This window comes from Micromonospora sp. NBC_01699 (genome assembly GCF_036250065.1).
In the GTDB taxonomy this organism is placed as follows: Bacteria; Actinomycetota; Actinomycetes; order Mycobacteriales; family Micromonosporaceae; genus Micromonospora_G.
Map to the genome: position 1 here is coordinate 5675075 of NZ_CP109199.1, position 18214 is coordinate 5693288.

Here is an 18214-nt window from a genome sequence, read left to right on the forward strand (position 1 = left end):
CGAGAGGTAAGTAGTTCTCTTCCCACTTGCTCCTTACCATTCGCTTTTTTATTCGCCGTGGCCGGCGAGATCGCCTAAACGGCGCATCTGTGCCTCGCGTTCGGCCCGTTGTTGCTCCTTCGGAGTGCGTCCGGACGCCCCGGCCAGCAGTGCCTTGATCTCAACCACCGCGTTCCGGTCCCCGGCGAGTACGGCGGCGGTGAGATCGACCACGGTGTCGTCCAACTCCGCCCGGGGCACGATCACCGTGGCCAGCCCCATCCGCTGGGCCTCGACCGCGTCAAGTCGCCGACCGGTGACGCAGATCTCCAACGCACGGGCATAGCCGACCAGGTCGACCAGGCGCTTCGTGCCGGCCAGGTCGGGCACCAGGCCGAGCGTGACCTCGGCCATGGCCAGGCTGGCGTCGTCCGCCAGCACCCGCAGGTCGCAGGCGAGCGCGAGTTGGAAGCCCGCACCGATCGCGTGCCCCTGCACCGCGGCGATCGAGATGAGATCGGGGCGGTGCAGCCAGGTGAAGGCGGCCTGGAACCCGGCGATGCGATCGGCCGCCTCCGCCGAGGGCAGCGCGGACAGCGCGGCGAACGAGTCCGGGCCGGTGGCACCGGCGACGGACCGGTCCAGGCCGGCGGAGAACGCCCTGCCCTCGCCGCGTACCACCACGACCCGCACGTCCCCGGGCAGGTCACGGTCGAATGCGCGCAGCGCCCGCCACATCGCGGGAGTCTGCGCGTTGAGCACGTCGGGCCGGCACAACGTCACCGTCGCCACCGGCCCGTCGCATTCCAGCCGCACCCCGCTGTCAGCGGTCACCGTGGTTCCCCACTGTGCGGGGCGCGGACCAGGCTGAGAAGCGACTCACGCCTTCTTGCGACGGCGAGCGCCGCCGCGCTGGCGCAACTGGACGCCGGACTCGGTGAGCACCCGATGGATGAACCCATAGGAGCGGCCGGTCGAGGCCGCCAGGGCGCGAATGCTCTCGCCGGACGTGTACCGCTTGACCAGGTCCTTGGCGAGCGTCTGACGCTCGGCTCCGACGATCCGGCGACCCTTCTCAGTGCTGGTGGCTGTGCCGGTGGCTGCCATGTTGATTCCTCACGTCCCAGACTGTGCGGTTCGATACGGTCCCACCTATTAGACCGCCTCGAACGATCATGCGCCAGATATCAACTCTTCGCCAACCGACACGCACAGCAGTGTCAATTTCCCGATTCAGCGATTGCGCCCTTGGCGAAAGCCCTCGTCGGGGCACGGGAGGCGTTCCGGGTGTCTGTCCGTTCGCTGCACTCCGTGACCGACTTTCTCGACAACATTGCCTCCGCGACAGCCGAGTTCGCCGCACCGACATCGACGACATCGTCCTCCGGACCGGACTGTTCGCGACTCCCCGCGCGGCCGACCGCAGGCACGCCGAATCCCGCGGCCACCACCCGTCGGGCAGGCCTGATCGCGCCCGGCCGGTGCGCCGGCAGCACGGTGCTCGTCGGAGGTGAACCGGATGGACGGCCGCAGCGGGACCGCCGGTGCGGCCGACCCGTGGACGGGGACCGCTGCGGCCCGCTCCCGCTCGCTGCGGGCGTACCGGACCCCTCGGGCCGGGTCAGCGGGACGAGGGGGCGACTTGGTCGGCTGGTCAGGCCAGCTCGACCAGTTCGAGCAGGTCGTCGCTCCAGGCGTCCTCGTCGCCGTCGGGCAGCAGGATCGCCCGGTCCGGCTTGAGCGCCAGCACCGCGCCCGGGTCGTGCGTGACCAGCACGATCGCGCCGGGGTAGTTGGCGATCGCGTCCAGCACCTGCTCCCGGCTGACCGGGTCGAGGTTGTTGGTGGGCTCGTCGAGCAGCAGCACGTTCGCGCCGGAGCAGACCAGCGTGGCCAGCGCCAACCGGGTCTTCTCGCCACCGGAGAGCACCCCGGCCGGCTTGTCCACGTCGTCGCCGGAGAAGAGGAACGCGCCCAGGATCTTGCGCAGGTCGGTGTCCGACTGCTCGAACGCGGCACTGCGCATGTGCTCCAGCACGCTGCGCTCGACATCGAGCGTCTCGTGCTCCTGGGCGTAGTAGCCCAGGCGCAGGCCGTGTCCGGGCCGGATCTCCCCGGTGTCCGGTTTCAACAACCCGCCGAGCATCCGCAACAGGGTGGTCTTGCCGGCACCGTTGAGGCCCAAAATGGCCACCCGGGAGCCCCTGTCGACCGCCACGTTGACGTCGGTGAAGATCTCCAGCGAGCCGTACGACTTGGAGAGCCCGACGGCGGTCAGCGGGGTCTTGCCGCACGGTGCCGGACTGGGGAAGCGGACCTTCGCCACCCTGTCCGCGACCCGCGACTCCTCCAGCCCGGACAGGAGTTTCTCCGCCCGGCGGGCCATGTTCTGGGCGGCGACGGTCTTGGTGGCCTTGGCCCGCATCTTGTCGGCCTGCGCCATCAACGCGCCGGCCTTCTTCTCCGCGTTGGCCCGCTCCCGGCGTCGCCGCCGCTCGTCGGTCTCGCGCTGCTCCTGGTACGTCTTCCAGCCGACGTTGTACAGGTCGACCACCGAACGGGTGGCGTCCAGGAACCACACCTTGTTGACCACGGCCTCCAGCAGCGAGACATCGTGGCTGATAACGATCAGCCCACCCTTGTGCCCGGCGAGGAAGCCGCGCAGCCAGGTGATCGAGTCGGCGTCGAGGTGGTTGGTCGGCTCGTCGAGCAGCAGGATGCCGCCGCCGTTCTCGGCCGCGTCCCGGAACAGGATCCGGGCCAGTTCGATGCGCCGCCGCTGACCGCCGGAGAGGGTGCCGATGGTCTGGGCGAGCACCCGGTCGGGCAGACCGAGGTTGGCACAGATCCTGGCCGCCTCGGCCTCGGCCGCGTACCCGCCGAGCGAGGCGAACTGGTCCTCCAGCGTGCCGTAGCGGCGTACCAGGCGGTCTTCGGGGTTGTCGGCGAGTTGGGCCTCGACCTCGGCCATCTGGGCCATCAGCACGTCCAGCCCACGAGCGGAGAGCACCCGGTCGCGAGCGGTGACCTCCAGGTCGCCGGTACGCGGGTCCTGCGGCAGGTAGCCGACGGCGCCCCGACGGTCGATCGCGCCGGTGTAGGGCTGGCCCTCACCGGCGAGCACCTTGAGGGTGGTGGTCTTGCCCGCACCGTTGCGCCCGACCAGGCCGATCCGGTCACCGGGCTGCACCCGCAGCGTGGTGTCGGAGAGCAGGATCCGGGCGCCGGCGCGCAGTTCCAGGCCGGTAACAGTGATCATGTCAGTGGACTCACTCTCGGGTCGAAGGCTGACTCAGGCACACGGATGCACCGGCGGGGACGATGTCCCCCCGGTGCGGGGCGGATCAGCCTTCGCAGAGCAGCACGGGACCAAGTGTACCGGGCGACCGGGCACGCCCCCGGTCGGATTGCCGCGCATGATCAGCCAGGCGAACGGTGCCAGGTCACGCCGGTAGCGGGTCCCCGCAGATCCGCCAGCTACCCCGGTCCTCGACCACCCGGTAGGCATGCGCCTCGCTGGCCCCGCTCGGGTCGACCAGGGTCACCCCGACCGAGAACGCCGTACCGGAGCGTTCCATCGTGTCGATCTGGTACGAGCGCACCGCCGGCCGGCCGGCGACGTCGGCGGCGAACTGTTCCCGGTCGAACCGCTCCCGGGTGTCGACACAGAGCTGGTCGTACGCGCCGCCGTAGTTGCCGGCGATCAGACGCTGGACGAAGGAGTCGATGGCGATCCGGGCCGCCGCCTCCGGCTCCTGGGCCGGCCGGAACCAGAAGAACCCGCCGATGCCCAGCCCGGTCAGGCAGAGCAGCAGCGCCAGCCCGGCGACGAGCAGCAGCGGCCGATGCAGTTCGCGGTCCAGCCTCGGCCACGCCGGTGCGGAACGACGACGGGTTCGGGCGCGCACAGCCATGGCGGGAGGGTAGCCAGTGCCCCGCGCCGACGCCATCCGGGGACCACCCGACCCGCCCGGGTGGTCAGGCCGGGTGCGGCCGGGTCGGGTCGCGGACCAGGACCGTACCGCCCGGGTGGTCAGGCCGCAGGCGGGTCGGGGTCGCGGACCAGGACGCGTACGGCACGGGCGGCGGCGATCGCGTCGACCAGCACCGCGTGCCGGGGCTCCGGGACGTCGAGCAGCCGGTCCGCGCGCAGGGCGGCGAGCGGAGCGAGCCGTCGGTCGGCCAGGATCGTGTCGATCGCCCGCCGGTCCCCACCCGCCACCACCGCGTCGAGGCTGCCGACCGCCGGCAGCAGCAGCCGCAGGGCCAAGTCGACGGCATCGGCCATCGCCGCCTTGGCCTGGTTGTCCCGGCGCCGCGCGAAGCGCTGCTGGGACCAGCCACCGGCGGCGGTGCGCCCCTGCACGTACCGGGTGTCCACCTTGGAGGTCACCAGGGTCGCCCCGTCGGCGACACCGACCGCCACCGCGCCCTTGCGGGCCAGCAGCAGCCCCAGTCGGCGGGCGGTGGACACCAGGTCCAGGAAGCCGGGCAGGTCACCGGCGGGCGGCGTACCCGGTGGGTGGTGCAGTTCGGCGCTGGCGCCGTCCGGGGCGGTGAGCAGCAGACCGTACGGCGTGGGGGTGGTCTGCGGCGGACCGTGCCGGGCGGCGAAACCGTCGATCCAGCGGGCCACGCGGGCCGGTTCGACGTCGACCCACCGGCCGCCGCCGGCGGCGGGTCGGCTGCTCATCCCCCGACCGTACGGCAACCGGCTCGGCCGGCGGGCGGCACCCGTACGGTGAGCACCGAGACCAGCCGCCCTCGCGGCCCGGCGGACGGCCCGCTAGCTCGCGGGTATGTCGGTCAGGTATCGACGTTGTTAGGTCTTTCCAACGTCCTGAGTGAACGGTTAGCATCCGTTATCTGAAGTTTCTTCATGTAATGATCCCACCGGCAGGAGGATCAGCCATGCCCGGACATGTCCTGAATCGACGGGTGACGGCGGCCCTCGCCGTCCTGGTCACCACAGCCACCGCCCTCGTGGCCGGCCCCACCCCCGCACCGGCCGCTCCGGCATCGGACCCGGTCGGGGCCGCCGCCGCGCCGGACACCGTCGGCACCGCCTCCTTCGCCGCCGGTGACTACTGCCTCGGCCAATGCGCCGACATCCTGCCGCCCGGCCAGAACGGCAACGCCACCCTGGTCGAGGTGCTCGGCAACCAGGCGTTCGGCACCCTGCCGCGGCACTCCGGCGACCAACTCGGCAAGTACGCCAACCTGGTCTACGGCTACGCCGGCCTGCGCGAGGACCAGATCGAGAACTTCTTCACCGACGCGTCCTTCGGCGTGCCGCCGGGCCAGGCCGAACGGACCTACTCCCCGCGTGCCGACGTGACCATCGTCCGGGACCGGTCCACCGGCGTCCCGCACGTCACCGGCACCACCCGGGGCGGCACCATGTACGGCGCCGGTTTCGCCGGCGCCGAGGACCGGCTGTTCACCATGGACCTGCTCCGGCACGTCGGGCGCGGCACGCTCACCCCGTTCGCGGGTGGCGCCCCCGGCAACCGGGCCCTGGAACAGAGCGTCTGGCGCAACTCGCCGTACACCGAGGCGGACCTCCAGGCCCAGGTCGAGGCGCTGCGCCAGCGCGGCCCGCGCGGCGAGCAGCTCTACACCGACGTACGCGAGTACATCGACGGGATCAACGCGTACATCGGGGTCTGCATGGCGGGCCGCAACTGCCCCGGCGAGTACGTGCTCACCGGGCACCTGGACGCGATCACCAACGAGGGCGGCCCGGAGCCGTTCGAGATGACCGACCTGATCGCCATCGCCGGTGTGGTCGGCGGGCTGTTCGGCGGCGGGGGCGGCACCGAGATGCAGTCGGCGCTGGTCCGGATCGCCGCTCGGGCCAAGTACGGCCCGGTCGAGGGAGACAGGGTGTGGACCGCGTTCCGGGCCGAGAACGACCCGGAGGCGGTGCTGACCCTGCACGACGGCCAGAGCTTTCCGTACGGCGGCGCCTCGCCGGACGCGCCCAGCGTGGTCCTGCCCGACGCCGGCAGCAGCCGGGTCGAACCGGTGGTCACCGACCAAACCGGTTCGGCGACCAGCGCCACCGGTGGCCCGTCCGAACTCGCCGCCGCACTGTCCGGGCTGACCATCACCCCGGCCAGCCGGGGCATGTCGAACGCGGCGGTGATCTCCGGCGAGCACTCGACCACCGGCCACCCGGTCGCCGTCTTCGGCCCGCAGACCGGCTACTTCTCCCCGCAGCTGCTGATGGTGCAGGAGTTGCAGGGGCCGGGGATCAGCGCCCGGGGCGCCGCGTTCGCCGGCATCAACCTCTACGTCCTGCTCGGCCGGGGTCAGGACTACGCCTGGAGCGCCACCTCGTCCAACCAGGACATCACCGACACGTACGCGGTCCCGCTCTGCACCACCGACGGCAGCGCGCCCACGCTGGCCAGCAACCGCTACCGGTTCCGGGGGCAGTGCCTGGCGATGGAGGAGCTGTCGCACGTCAACTCGTGGACGCCGAGCGTCGCCGACGGCACTCCGGCCGGGTCGTACCGGATCGTCGCCTGGCGTACCGCGCTCGGCCTGGTCGGGTGGCGCGGCACGATCGGCGGCCAGCCGTACGCGTTCACGTCGTTGCGGTCGACGTACCGGCACGAGGCGGACTCGGCGATCGGGTTCCAGATGTTCAACGACCCGGCCGCGATGGGCACCGCCGCCGGGTTCAAGGAATCCGCCGCCACCATCGGGTACGCGTTCAACTGGTTCTACGTCAACTCCGCCGAGTCGGCGTACTTCAACTCCGGCCTGAACCCGGTACGCGCCGCCGGGTCGAACCCGAACCTGCCGCAGAAGGGCGAGCCGGCGTACGAGTGGCCCGGCTTCGACCCGGCGACCAACACCGCCACCTACATTCCGGCCTCGGCGCACCCGAACTCGGTCGACCAGGACTACTACGTGAGCTGGAACAACAAGCAGGCCAGGGACTTCGGGGCGGCCGACGGCAACTTCAGCTACGGCGCGGTGCACCGGGCCGACCTGCTCGACAGGCCGGTACGGGCCGCGCTGGCCGCCGGCCAGAAGTTCGACCGGGCGTCATTGACCTCCCTGGTACAGCGGGCCGGGCTGACCGACCTGCGCGGCATCGAGGTGCTCGACGAGCTGATCCGGGTACTGGAGAGCCAACCGGTCACCGACGCCAACCTGGCCGCCACGATCGGCCGGTTGAGAAGCTGGCGGCAGGCAGGCGCGCTGCGGGTGGAGACCGCCAGCGGCTCGAAGGTCTACCAGCACGCCGAGGCGATCCGGGTCTTCGACGCATGGTGGCCGCTGCTGGTCAACGGCCAGTTCAAGGCGCCGCTCGGCCCCGACCTCTACCAGTCGCTGGTGAACGCGATGCAGGTCAACGAGTCGCCGTCGGGCCACCAGCGCGGCGACGTCTCCAACCTGCCCGGCTCGGCCAACGCGGCCCAGGCGCACAAGGGATCGTCGTTCCAGTACGGCTGGTGGGGCTGGGTCGACAAGGACCTGCGCGCCGTCCTCGGCGACCCGGTACGGGGCGGGCTCGGCCGCACCTACTGCGGTGGCGGCGACCTCGCCTCCTGCCGGCAGATCCTGCTCGACACGCTGCGTACCGCCGCCGCCCAGCCGGCGTCGACGGTCTATCCCGGCGACGCGAGCTGCTCCGCCGGCGACCAGTGGTGCGCCGACGCGATCATCCAGTCACCGCTGGGCGGGATCAAACACGCCACCATCGCCTGGCAGAACCGGCCGACGTACCAGCAGGTGGTGTCGTTCCCGGCGGGTCGGGGCGACGACGTGAGCAACCTGGCCGCCGGGCGTACGGCCACCGCGTCGAGCAGCCAGCTCGGCAACGGTGCCGCCCGCGCGGTCGACGGCGATCCCGGCACCCGCTGGGCGAGCTCATGGTCGGACAACCAGTCGATCACGGTCGACCTGGGCTCGGTCCGACCGGTCGGCCGGGTCGTGCTGGCCTGGGAGGCGGCGTACGCGCGCTCGTACCGGATCGAGGTCTCCACCGACGGCACCACCTGGCAACCGGTCTGGTCCACCACCACCGGCGACGGCGGCACCGACAACATCACCTTCACCCCCACCGAAGCCCGCTATATCCGCACACACGGCCTCACCCGAGCCACCACCTTCGGCTTCTCCCTCTGGGAGTTCGAAACCTACGCCCACTGAGAGCGCGCCTCAGACAGTGAAAGAGTGGCTATCCGCACCCGGATAGCCACTCTTTCTCTGCAAGCGTGCCCAACGTGGGGCGGGGTCAGACGTTGAAGCCAAGGGCGCGGAGTTGGTCGCGGCCCTCGTCGGTGATCTTGTCCGGGCCCCACGGGGGGAGCCAGACCCAGTTGATACGGAAGTCGGCGACCAGGCCGCCACCGGGGCCGGTGGTCAGCGCCTGCCGGGTCTGGTCCTCGATGACGTCGGTCAGCGGGCAGGCCGCCGAGGTCAGCGTCATGTCCAGGGTGGCGACATTGTCGTCACCGACGTGCACCCCGTAGACCAGGCCGAGGTCGACCACGTTGATGCCCAGTTCGGGGTCGACGACGTCCTTCATCGCCTCCTCGATCTCGCCGATCGCGGCCTTGCTGACCACCGTTTCGCCGGCCACGGCCTCGACGGCCTCGCCCTTACCGATCGCGACATCGGCCGCACCGGTCGCGGCGACCTCGGCCGCACCGGTCGCGCCAACGGTCTCCTCGGAACTCATGCCTTCCAGCACCTCGCTGCGCTCGCTCATGCCTTCACCTCCGGGCTCACGCCCACACCGGCGCGTACCGCGGCGTCCTTGAACGCCATCCACGGCAGCAGCGCACATTTCACCCGGCCCGGGTAGCGGGCGACACCGGCGAAAGCCACCCCGTCACCCAGCACCTCCTCGTCCGGCGTCACCAGCCCGCGACCGGAGACCAGCTCGACAAACGCCGCGTGCACGGCGAACGCCTCGTCGGCACCGCGGCCGTTGAGCAGTTCGTGCAGCACGCTCGCCGACGCCTGGCTGATCGAACAGCCCATGCCGTCGTACGAGATGTCGGACAGCACGTCCCGCGCCACCGCCACCCGCACCGTCACCTCGTCACCACAGGTCGGGTTGACGTGGTGGGCCTCCGCGACCCGGCCGGAGTTGTCGGCCGGGTCACGCAGCCCGCGACCGTGCGGGTGCTTGTAATGATCCAGGATGATCTCCTGGTAGAGCTGGTCGAGTTGCATCAGCCGAAAACCTTTCGCACCTGCTCAAGAGCAGCCACCATCGAATCGATCTCGGTGGTGGTGGTGTACAGGTAGAACGAGGCGCGGGTTGTCGCCGGTACGCCGTACCGCACGCAGACCGGACGGGCGCAGTGGTGCCCGACCCGTACCTGCACGCCCTGGGCGTCCAGCACCTGACCGACGTCGTGCGGGTGCACGCCGTCGAGCGCGAACGAGATCGTGCCGCCCCGGCCGATCGGCACCACCGGCCCGAAGATCCGCAGCCCCGGTACGGTCCCGAGGGCGTCCAACGCGTACGCGGTGATCTCCTTCTCGTGCCACTGGATCGCCCGCATCCCGATGCCGGTGAGGTAGTCGACCGCGGCGCCGAGCGCCACCGCCTCGGCGATCGGCGGGGTGCCCGCCTCGAACCGGGCCGGTGGCGGTGCGAACGTGGAGCCGCCCATGGAGACGGTCTCGATCATCGAACCGCCGCCCATGAACGGCGGCATCGCCGCGAGCAGCTCGGCCCGGCCCCAGAGCACCCCGATCCCGGTCGGCGCGCACATCTTGTGCCCGGTGAACGCGATGAAGTCGACGTCCAGGTCGACCACGTCCACCGGGATGTGCGGGACCGACTGGGAGCAGTCGAGCATCAGCAGCGCACCGACCGCGCGGACCCGTTCGGTGATCCGCGCGGTGGCGTTGACGGTGCCCAGGATGTTCGAGACGTGCACCAGCGAGACGAGCTTGGTGCGCTCGTTGACCAGGTCGTCCAGCTCGGACTCGTCCAGCCTGCCGCCCTCGGTGAGCTTGAACCAGCGCAGCGTGGCGCCGGTCCGCTCGCAGAGCAGCTGCCACGGGACGATGTTCGAGTGGTGCTCCATCTCGGAGATCACCACCTCGTCGCCGGGGCCGAGGCGGAACCTCGGGTCACCGTGCGCGCCGGCGGAGGCGTTCGAGAAGGCGTACGCGACCAGGTTGATCGCCTCGGTGGAGTTCTTGGTGAACACCACCTCGTCCGGGCTCGGGGCGTTGATGAACGCGGCCACCTTCGCCCGCGCCCCCTCGTACGCCTCGGTCGCCTCGGTGCCCAGCGTGTGCACCGAGCGGGACACGTTGCCGTTGTGCCGCTCGTAGTGCTCCCGCAGGACGTCGAGCACCTGCCTCGGTTTCTGCGAGGTGTTGGCGCTGTCGAGGTAGACCAGCGGATGCCCGTTGACCTCCCGATCGAGGATCGGGAAGTCGGCGCGCACCTTCGACACGTCGAAGCGGGGCACGTCGTCGTACTGCGGCATGCCCGACGGGATCGCGATCGTGGTCATCTCCGGCAGCTTTCTCTCGTTCAGGCCCGAGCCGCGCCGGCTCCGGCCACGTACCGCTCGTAGCCCTCGGCTTCGAGCTTCTCGGACAGTTCCGGGCCGCCCTGCTCGACGATCTTGCCGCCGACGAAGACGTGCACGAAGTCCGGCTTGATGTAGCGCAGGATCCGGGTGTAGTGGGTGATCAGCAGCAGGCCGGTCTGGCCGGTCTCGCGGACCCGGTTGACGCCCTCGCTGACCACCCGCAGCGCGTCGATGTCGAGACCGGAGTCGGTCTCGTCGAGGATGGCGATCTTCGGCTTGAGCAGTTCGAGCTGCACGATCTCGTGCCGCTTCTTCTCGCCGCCGGAGAAGCCCTCGTTGACGTTGCGCTGGGCGAACGCCGGGTCCATCTGCAACCGCTCCATCGCGCCGCGCAGCTCGCCGGCCCAGGTGCGCAGCTTCGGTGCCGTACCGTCGACCGCCGTCTTGGCGGTACGCAGGAAGTTGGCCACCGACACGCCGGGAACCTCGACCGGGTACTGCATGGCCAGGAAGAGCCCGGCGCGGGCCCGCTCGTCCACGGTCAGCGACAGCACGTCGACGCCGTCGAGCGTCACCGAACCGCCGGTGATCTGGTACTTCGGGTGACCGGCGATCGAGTAGGCCAGGGTCGACTTGCCCGACCCGTTCGGGCCCATGATGGCGTGGGTCTCCCCCGCCCGCACGGTCAGGTCGACGCCGGCCAGAATCGGCTTGAGCTGGCCCTCGGGCAGCTTGACCGACACCTGAAGGTCACGGATCTCCAGAACGCTCACGGGGTAACTCCATTGCTTGGCGTAAGAATGACGAATACATCTCCGTCGCGGACCTCGACGGGATAGACAGGCACGGGTTCGGTGGCGGGCAGGCCGCTCGGCGCACCGGTACGCAGGTCGAACCGGGAGCCGTGCAGCCAGCATTCGAGCGTGCAGCCGTCGAGCTCACCCTCGGAGAGGGCGACCGCGGCGTGCGAGCACTCGTCCCGGATGGCGTAGAAGGCGTCGTCGTCGGCGTGCACCAGGGCGATCTCGGTGCCGTCGATCTCCGCCCGGACGACGGCGCCCTTCGGCACCTCGTCGACGGCACAGACGCGGACCATCAGGAGCCCACCTTGGCGAGCCGGGCCTCGATCGCGTCGCCGAGCCGCTCGCGCAGCTCCGGCACCGGGATCTTGTTGATCAGCTCGGCGAAGAAGCCGCGGACCACCAGCTTGCGCGCCTCCGACTCCGGGATGCCCCGGGCCATCAGGTAGAACAGCTGCTCGTCGTCGAAGCGGCCGGTCGCGCTGGCGTGGCCGGCGCCGGCCACCTCGCCGGTCTCGATTTCGAGATTCGGTACGGAGTCCGCCCGCGCCCCGTCCGACAGCACCAGGTTCCGGTTGATCTCGTACGTGTCGGTGCCGGTCGCGGCTGCCCGGATCAGCACGTCGCCGACCCAGACCGTGTGCGCGTCCTCGCCCTGCAACGCCCCGCGGTAGCCCACGTAGCTGCGGCAGTCCGGCACCGTGTGGTCGACCAGTTGCCGGTGCTCCAGGTGCTGGCCGGCGTCGGCGAAGTAGAGCCCGTACAGCTCGGCCTCGCCGCCGCGACCGGTGTACTCGACGCTGGTGAACTGCCGTACCAGGTCGCCGCCGAGGGAGACCTGCACGTGCACCACCTTCGCGTCCCGGCCGAGCCGGACCTTCAGGTGCTGGGCGTGGACCGCGTCCGGCGCCCAGTCGGTCACCGTCACCAGGGTCAGCTTCGCCCCGTCGGCGACCGCCACCTCGACGTTGTCGGCCAGCAGCACGCTGCCGGTCTGCTCCAGCACCAGGGTGACCTCGGCGAACCGGCCCACCTCGACGAAGGTGTGCCCGAGGGCCACCTGCGCCGCACCGGCGCCGACCACCCGGACCAGCGCCGGCTCGGTGACCACCGCCTCCGGGGCGACCGAGATCAGGAAGGCGTCGGACGCACCGCCGTACGCGAGCGCGCTCACCCGGTCGAACGGGGTCAGCACACTTCCCACCCGTGGGTCGTCCCGGCCGATGGTGCCGGTGGTCACGCCGGCCGGCAACTCGCCGACCTCGTGGCCGAGCGGGGCGGCGACACCGGACGGGTCGCCGCCGAGCGCCCGCAGGCGCTTGAGCGGGGTGAACCGCCACTCCTCCTCCAGCCCGGTGAGGGCCGGGAAGTCGGCGACGTCGTACGAGCGGAGCGCCTGCGACTTGGTCGTGGGCGGCGCGAAAGCCTCGGTAGTCATCTCTTCCTTGAGTCTTCTCTGGCGAGGTCCGGCTGGGAGCGTACGGGCGGCGGCGTCAGCCGACCGCGCCCTCCATTTGCAGCTCGATCAGGCGGTTGAGCTCCAGGGCGTATTCCATCGGCAGTTCCTTGGCGATCGGCTCGATGAAGCCGCGGACGATCATCGCCATCGCCTCGTCCTCGCTCATCCCCCGGCTCATCAGGTAGAAGAGCTGGTCCTCGCTGACCTTGGAGACGGTCGCCTCGTGCCCCATCGACACGTCGTCCTCGCGGATGTCGACGTAGGGGTAGGTGTCCGACCGGGAGATGGTGTCGACCAGCAGCGCGTCGCACTTGACCGTCGACCGGCTGTGGTGCGAGCCCTCCAGCACCTGGACCAGGCCCCGGTACGAGGTCCGGCCGCCGCCCCGGGCGATCGACTTGGAGACGATCGTGCTGGACGTGTGCGGCGCGGCGTGCACCATCTTGGCGCCGGCGTCCTGGTGCTGGCCCTCACCGGCCATCGCCACCGAGAGCACCTCGCCCTTGGCGTGCTCGCCGACCATGTAGACGGCCGGGTACTTCATGGTGACCTTGGAACCGATGTTGCCGTCGATCCACTCCATGGTCGCGCCCTCGTGGCACACGGCGCGCTTGGTGACCAGGTTGTAGACGTTGTTCGACCAGTTCTGGATGGTCGTGTAGCGGCAGCGCGCGTTCTTCTTCACGATGATCTCGACGACCGCGCTGTGCAGCGAGTCGGAGGAGTAGATCGGCGCGGTGCAGCCCTCGACGTAGTGCACGTACGCACCCTCGTCGACGACGATCAGGGTCCGCTCGAACTGGCCCATGTTCTCGGTGTTGATCCGGAAGTACGCCTGTAGCGGGATGTCCACCCGGACGCCCTTGGGCACGTAGATGAACGAGCCACCGGACCACACCGAGGTGTTGAGCGCGGCGAACTTGTTGTCGCCGACCGGGATCACGGTGCCGAAGTACTCCTTGAAGAGTTCCTCGTGCTCGCGCAGCGCGGTGTCGGTGTCGAGGAAGAGCACACCCTGCTCTTCCAGGTCCTCACGGATCTTGTGGTAGACGACCTCGGACTCGTACTGGGCGGCGACGCCGGAGATCAGCCTCTGCTTCTCGGCCTCCGGGATGCCCAGCTTGTCGTAGGTGTTCTTGATGTCCGCGGGCAGGTCGTCCCAGCTGGCCGCCTGCTTCTCGGTGGAGCGGACGAAGTACTTGATGTTGTCGAAGTCGATCCCGGTGAGGTCGGCGCCCCAGGCCGGCATCGGCTTGCGACCGAACAGGCGCAGGCCCTTGAGCCGCAGGTCGAGCATCCACTGCGGCTCGCTCTTGAGCGCGGAGATGTTGCGCACCACGGCCTCGGACAGACCACGCTGGGCGGTCGCCCCGGCGGTATCGGTGTCGGCCCAGCCGTATTCGTACCGGCCCAGGGCGGCGAGGTGCTCTTCCTGGGAGACGGGCGCAACGATCTGCTCGGTCATCTATCTGTCCTCACAGTGGTGACGGGATTACCGGGTTGGGCGCGCCTCGACTGGGCGGGAATGTGCGTGGTGCACACCCCGTCGCCGTGCGCGATGGTGGCCAGACGCTGCACGTGGGTGCCGATCAGACGGGAGATGACCGCCGTCTCGGCCTCGCACAGCTGGGGAAACTCCGCGGCCACGTGCGCCACCGGGCAGTGGTGCTGGCACAGTTGACCACCGGTGGCGATCGTGGACGCGTTGGCAGCGTAGCCCTCGGCGGTGAGCGCGCCCGCAAGCGCCTCCGCGCGGGCCATCGGCTCGTCGCCGGCGTCCTCCAGGGCGGCCCGGCAGCGGGCCTCCAGGCCGGACACCTGCTCGGCGGCGAAGGCGTCGACCGCCCGTGGTCCGCCCTGCCGGGCGATCCAGCGCAGCGCGGCGGTGGCCATGCCGTCGTAGGTGTGGGTGCCGCAGCGCACCTTCGCCGAGTCGGTGAGCATGAACACCCGGGCCGGGCGGCCGCGACCACGGTGGCCGCGCAGTGGCTGCTCACGGGAGATGACGTCGCCGTCGGCGAGCATCGCGTCCAGGTGCCGGCGGATCGCCGCCGGGCTCAGCCCGAGCGCCGTGCCGAGCTCGGCCGCGGTCGAGGCGCCCTGCGCCAGCAGCAACCGGGTGACCCGGTCACGGGTGCGATCGGCGATCAGGGTGGGAACGGGCGGTGACATGGCGGCACCGGCGGCCGGATCGGCCACCGGTTCGTGCTCAGAGAGCGCCGCCATGTTTTTCACTACGCCAACGTTACGTATTTCCCGAGACGACCGCAAACCGTACCGCGAGTGATCCGGACCACCGGGTTGCGCCGGTCGGCGACGAGGCCCACCACTACGCTACGTAGGATTACCGCCGTGAACCGATTCGGCCGCCCCCCGGTCAGCCTCCCGCTCCTGCGCCGCCTCGCGCTCGCCTCGGTGGTCGCCAACGTCGGCATCGTGGTCACCGGTGGCGCCGTACGGCTCACCGGGTCGGGGCTCGGCTGCCCCACCTGGCCCCGCTGCACCGACGACTCGTACACCACCACTCCGGCGCTGGGCATCAACGGGGCGATCGAGTTCGGCAACCGTACGCTCACCGGCGTGGTCGGGCTGATAGCGCTCGCCGGCCTGGTCGCCGCGCTGATGTACCGTCCGCGCCGCCGATCCCTGGTGCTGCTCGCCGGGGCGGTGCTGCTCGGCATCGCGGCCCAGGCGGTGATCGGCGGGATCACCGTACGGATGCATCTGAACCCCGGCGTGGTGGGCGTCCACTTCATCGTGTCGATGCTGCTGCTGCTGTCCACGTACGCGTTCTGGCGCCGGGTCGGCGAGGAGGACGGACCGGTCCGGCCGACGGTGCCGCGCCCGGTCCGGACGCTGGCCTGGCTGACCCTCGCGGTCAGCGGCGCGGTGATCGTCGTCGGCGTGCTGGTCACCGGCAGCGGGCCGCACGCCGGCGACGCGGACGCCGCCCGCAACGGTATCGACCCGCAGACCATCTCCCAGTTCCACGCCGACCTGGTGTTCCTGCTCGTCGGCCTGACCGTCGGCCTGCTGTTCGCGCTGCGCGCGGTCGGCGCCCCGACGGTCGCGGTACGCGCCACGGCGGTACTGCTCGCGGTCGAGCTGGCCCAGGGGCTGATCGGCGTCGTGCAGTACCTGACCCACCTGCCGGCACTCCTGGTCGGCGCGCACATGCTCGGGGCGTGCCTGGTCTGGCTGTCGACGCTGTCGGCGCTCTGGGCGACCGGGCAACGGCAGCCCGCCGTCCCGGCCGCCGCCGTGCAGCACCCCGACGCCTCCGCCACACCCGCCCCCGCCCTGTCCCACTGACCTCGGTCGTCCCACCGGTCCCCGCCGTTCCACCAGTCCCGGCCGTCCCGCCAGTCCCGGTGCCGCCCGCCCGCAGCCGGGTGCCGGAGGCCGGCGATCGCTCGCACTCCTCGCGCCCACCCTTGCCTACCGGTCGCGCCGATTTCCCGCCTTTGACGAAACGAGTGCCCCGTCCGGGTGCGGACGGGCACTCGTTTCGGTGGCGACGCAACGAAAGCGACCCGGGGAGAGCCCCGGGTCGCGGTGTGCTGTGCGGACAGAATCTATCAGCGGGCCATCGTGCGCCGGGCCATCGACCGCCACAGGTCGTTGCTCGGCCGCATCTGGTCCATGAGTTCCCGCTCCCACTCGTTCTCCACCACGATCCCCGCCTTCTCACAGGCCAGCCGGGCGACGTCGGTGCCGTCCGCGAACTGGTCCGCCCACACGCCGTCCTCGCCGACCAGGACGATGCGTGCTCCCCGCTTGCCGACGTACTCGATGACCGCCTTCGCGCCGCCGTGTCCGGCGGCGAACGTCCTGAGGCCGGCTACCAGACCGCTCGGAGCCGGGGTCGCGACGGTCTGTTCACTCGTCAGCGTCGTATCGGAACCATCTGCCATGAACGGAAGCCTAAGCAGAGGTGACCTCATGTGCCGCCCACTTGTCGGGAATTTGTGATGCCAATTACCTATCGACTTAAGGAGATGCACAGGAGGTTTATGCCCATTTATCCGTTATAGGCGCTCATCATTGCGGGATGAACCAGGGCAAATCACCGCCCCTGTTGAGCCGACTCGACTCAGCTCCAGAACAGGGAGTTTCTCGGCATACCGGGCTGATTTGATTCAATCAGCTCGATTTGTACGAGTTATTCTGGTCGATTGACCTGATACGCCGTGGATCAGGTCAGCGTTGATCAAATTGGGGCAGTCCGGCCCCGATCGGGAGATACGGCAGGGCGGTCGGCGCGGCTCAGATCAGGGCGTCGAGCGCGACCGCGACGAACAGGATTGTCAGGTAGGTGGTCGACCAGTGGAACAGCCGCATCGGCTTGAGCGGCTCACCCCGGCGGGCCCGGCCCTGAAGGCGGTGCGCCTCCAGCAGGAAGATCGCCCCCACCACGACGGCCGTACCGCCGTAGATCGGGCCCAGCGCCTCGCTGAGCGGCCAGGCCGACAGCGACGCGGCCACGGTCAGCCAGGAGAAGGCGACGATCTCGACGCCGACCCGGCGGATCGACGCCACCACCGGCAGCATCGGAATCCCGGCCCGCGCGTAGTCGTCCTTGTACTTGATGGCCAGCGCGTAGAAGTGCGGCAGCTGCCAGAAGAAGACCAGTGCGAACAGCGCCCACGCGGCCGGCGACAGCGAGCCGGTCACCGCGGCCCAGCCGATCAGCACCGGGGCCGCCCCGCAGATACCGCCCCAGAAGGTGTTCTGCGGCGTGGTGCGCTTGAGCCACATCGTGTAGACGAGGTCGTAGTAGGCGATCGCAGCCAGGGTGAGCAGGGTGGCCAGCCAGTTGGTGAAGACCGCCATCAGCAGCACCGACACCACGGCCAGCGTCAGGCCGAAGTACAGCGCGTTGCGCGGGGCCACCGTGTGGGTCGGCAGCGGACGCCGCTTCGTACGCCGCATCAACTGGTCGATGTCACGGTCGATGTAGCAGTTCAGCGCGTTCGCCGCACCGGCGGCCAGCGAGCCGCCGACCAGCACCACCACGATCAGCCACACCGAGCCCAGGCCACCGGCCGCGAGCATCATCGCCGGCACCGTCGTGACCAGCAGCAGTTCCACGATCCGGGGCTTGGTGAGCGAGACATACGACCGGATCATCGCGCCGACGTCACGGGCAGGCACGGCCGCACCAGCCGGAAGTTCGGCCTCCGGCTCCCCCGCCGGGCTGGTGGCGACCGGTCGCTCGGTGATCGTGCTCACGGATTGCCACCTTCCGGCATCGAGGCGGGAGATCGGATTCGGCGGCGACCACACCGGGTCAGCACGCCGAGCGACAGCCTACGCGTCGCCCTTTTGGCTGACCGGGCGACCCGTCAAGGGTGCGGGCGGTCACATCTCGTGACGCGCACACACAAGTGGATCAGCCCGGTCCGAGAGTATCGGCATCCGGATCCCCGGGCGCACGTTTAGCCCGGGTC

Annotated in this window: 17 protein-coding genes; 2 read left to right on the plus strand and 15 right to left on the minus strand. The window is 70.3% G+C overall.

From position 1 onward, the window contains the following. Nucleotides 1–48: 48 nt before the first annotated feature. From OG792_RS22915 to OG792_RS22935, 5 genes are all read right to left on the minus strand, one after another. The gene (locus OG792_RS22915) at nt 49–813 is read right to left on the minus strand and encodes an enoyl-CoA hydratase/isomerase family protein (protein WP_329102104.1); all 765 of its coding nucleotides are present in this window, start codon (nt 811–813) and stop codon (nt 49–51) included. A 45-nt stretch (nt 814–858) separates the two neighbouring features. After that, entirely contained in the window at nt 859–1086 is a 228-nt protein-coding gene (locus tag OG792_RS22920) for a helix-turn-helix domain-containing protein (protein WP_007462679.1), read from the minus strand. A 547-nt stretch (nt 1087–1633) separates the two neighbouring features. Next, nucleotides 1634–3238, minus strand: coding sequence for an ABC-F family ATP-binding cassette domain-containing protein (locus tag OG792_RS22925; protein ID WP_329102106.1), 1605 nt, complete (start codon nt 3236–3238; stop codon nt 1634–1636). Between the two features lie 184 nt (nt 3239–3422). Continuing rightward, a complete protein-coding gene (locus OG792_RS22930; protein WP_329102108.1) occupies nt 3423–3893 on the minus strand; it encodes an Rv0361 family membrane protein in 471 nt (156 codons plus the stop codon). A 119-nt stretch (nt 3894–4012) separates the two neighbouring features. Beyond that, entirely contained in the window at nt 4013–4672 is a 660-nt protein-coding gene (locus tag OG792_RS22935) for an acVLRF1 family peptidyl-tRNA hydrolase (RefSeq protein WP_329102110.1), read from the minus strand. A 218-nt stretch (nt 4673–4890) separates the two neighbouring features. Here OG792_RS22935 and OG792_RS22940 point away from each other — a divergent pair, with 218 nt between their 5' ends. Further along, the gene (locus OG792_RS22940) at nt 4891–8148 is read left to right on the plus strand and encodes a penicillin acylase family protein (protein ID WP_329102112.1); all 3258 of its coding nucleotides are present in this window, start codon (nt 4891–4893) and stop codon (nt 8146–8148) included. An 85-nt stretch (nt 8149–8233) separates the two neighbouring features. Here OG792_RS22940 and OG792_RS22945 read toward each other — a convergent pair whose 3' ends face one another. From OG792_RS22945 to OG792_RS22980, 8 genes are read right to left on the minus strand one after another with little or no spacing between them, the layout of a single operon-like run. Then, on the minus strand, nt 8234–8680 hold the full coding sequence (locus tag OG792_RS22945) for a metal-sulfur cluster assembly factor (RefSeq protein ID WP_329111375.1): 447 nt from the start codon (nt 8678–8680) through the stop codon (nt 8234–8236). 26 nt (nt 8681–8706) lie between these two features. After that, nucleotides 8707–9180, minus strand: coding sequence for a Fe-S cluster assembly sulfur transfer protein SufU (sufU, locus tag OG792_RS22950; protein ID WP_329102114.1), 474 nt, complete (start codon nt 9178–9180; stop codon nt 8707–8709). After that, complete coding sequence (locus OG792_RS22955) at nt 9180–10484, minus strand: cysteine desulfurase (RefSeq protein ID WP_329102116.1); 1305 nt, start codon at nt 10482–10484, stop codon at nt 9180–9182. The genes sufU and OG792_RS22955 overlap by 1 nt, the downstream gene beginning before the upstream one ends. A 20-nt stretch (nt 10485–10504) precedes the next feature. Beyond that, nucleotides 10505–11278, minus strand: coding sequence for a Fe-S cluster assembly ATPase SufC (gene sufC, locus OG792_RS22960; RefSeq protein ID WP_329102117.1), 774 nt, complete (start codon nt 11276–11278; stop codon nt 10505–10507). Then, nucleotides 11275–11601 carry a non-heme iron oxygenase ferredoxin subunit gene (locus tag OG792_RS22965; RefSeq protein WP_329102119.1) on the minus strand — a complete coding sequence of 109 codons (327 nt, stop codon included), beginning with the start codon at nt 11599–11601 and terminating at the stop codon, nt 11275–11277. The genes sufC and OG792_RS22965 overlap by 4 nt, the downstream gene beginning before the upstream one ends. Then, on the minus strand, nt 11601–12743 hold the full coding sequence (sufD, locus tag OG792_RS22970) for a Fe-S cluster assembly protein SufD (protein ID WP_329102120.1): 1143 nt from the start codon (nt 12741–12743) through the stop codon (nt 11601–11603). Before sufD ends, OG792_RS22965 begins: the two co-directional genes overlap by 1 nt. A gap of 55 nt (nt 12744–12798) precedes the next feature. Then, the gene (sufB, locus tag OG792_RS22975; RefSeq protein WP_329102122.1) at nt 12799–14229 is read right to left on the minus strand and encodes a Fe-S cluster assembly protein SufB; all 1431 of its coding nucleotides are present in this window, start codon (nt 14227–14229) and stop codon (nt 12799–12801) included. After that, nucleotides 14226–14999, minus strand: coding sequence for a helix-turn-helix transcriptional regulator (locus OG792_RS22980; protein WP_442932292.1), 774 nt, complete (start codon nt 14997–14999; stop codon nt 14226–14228). The genes sufB and OG792_RS22980 overlap by 4 nt, the downstream gene beginning before the upstream one ends. A 117-nt stretch (nt 15000–15116) precedes the next feature. Between OG792_RS22980 and OG792_RS22985 the strand changes: the two genes are divergently transcribed. Continuing rightward, nucleotides 15117–16076, plus strand: a complete 960-nt coding sequence (locus tag OG792_RS22985; protein WP_329102124.1) for a COX15/CtaA family protein — start codon at nt 15117–15119, stop codon at nt 16074–16076. A 266-nt stretch (nt 16077–16342) separates the two neighbouring features. Here OG792_RS22985 and OG792_RS22990 read toward each other — a convergent pair whose 3' ends face one another. After that, a complete protein-coding gene (locus tag OG792_RS22990) occupies nt 16343–16678 on the minus strand; it encodes a hypothetical protein (protein ID WP_329102126.1) in 336 nt (111 codons plus the stop codon). Nucleotides 16679–17030: 352 nt separating this feature from the next. Further along, nucleotides 17031–17996, minus strand: coding sequence for a heme o synthase (locus OG792_RS22995; RefSeq protein ID WP_329102128.1), 966 nt, complete (start codon nt 17994–17996; stop codon nt 17031–17033). Between the last annotated feature and the right edge of the window lie 218 nt (nt 17997–18214).

Coding starts and splice junctions, on each gene's coding strand:
- OG792_RS22920 (WP_007462679.1), bottom strand. CDS start 1,086: ATGGCAGCCACCGGCACAGCCACCAGCACTGAGAAGGGTCGCCGGATC.
- OG792_RS22925 (WP_329102106.1), bottom strand. CDS start 3,238: ATGATCACTGTTACCGGCCTGGAACTGCGCGCCGGCGCCCGGATCCTG.
- OG792_RS22930 (WP_329102108.1), bottom strand. CDS start 3,893: ATGGCTGTGCGCGCCCGAACCCGTCGTCGTTCCGCACCGGCGTGGCCG.
- OG792_RS22935 (WP_329102110.1), bottom strand. CDS start 4,672: ATGAGCAGCCGACCCGCCGCCGGCGGCGGCCGGTGGGTCGACGTCGAA.
- OG792_RS22940 (WP_329102112.1), top strand. CDS start 4,891: ATGCCCGGACATGTCCTGAATCGACGGGTGACGGCGGCCCTCGCCGTC.
- OG792_RS22945 (WP_329111375.1), bottom strand. CDS start 8,680: ATGAGTTCCGAGGAGACCGTTGGCGCGACCGGTGCGGCCGAGGTCGCC.
- sufU (WP_329102114.1), bottom strand. CDS start 9,180: ATGCAACTCGACCAGCTCTACCAGGAGATCATCCTGGATCATTACAAG.
- OG792_RS22955 (WP_329102116.1), bottom strand. CDS start 10,484: ATGACCACGATCGCGATCCCGTCGGGCATGCCGCAGTACGACGACGTG.
- OG792_RS22965 (WP_329102119.1), bottom strand. CDS start 11,601: ATGGTCCGCGTCTGTGCCGTCGACGAGGTGCCGAAGGGCGCCGTCGTC.
- sufD (WP_329102120.1), bottom strand. CDS start 12,743: ATGACTACCGAGGCTTTCGCGCCGCCCACGACCAAGTCGCAGGCGCTC.
- sufB (WP_329102122.1), bottom strand. CDS start 14,229: ATGACCGAGCAGATCGTTGCGCCCGTCTCCCAGGAAGAGCACCTCGCC.
- OG792_RS22990 (WP_329102126.1), bottom strand. CDS start 16,678: ATGGCAGATGGTTCCGATACGACGCTGACGAGTGAACAGACCGTCGCG.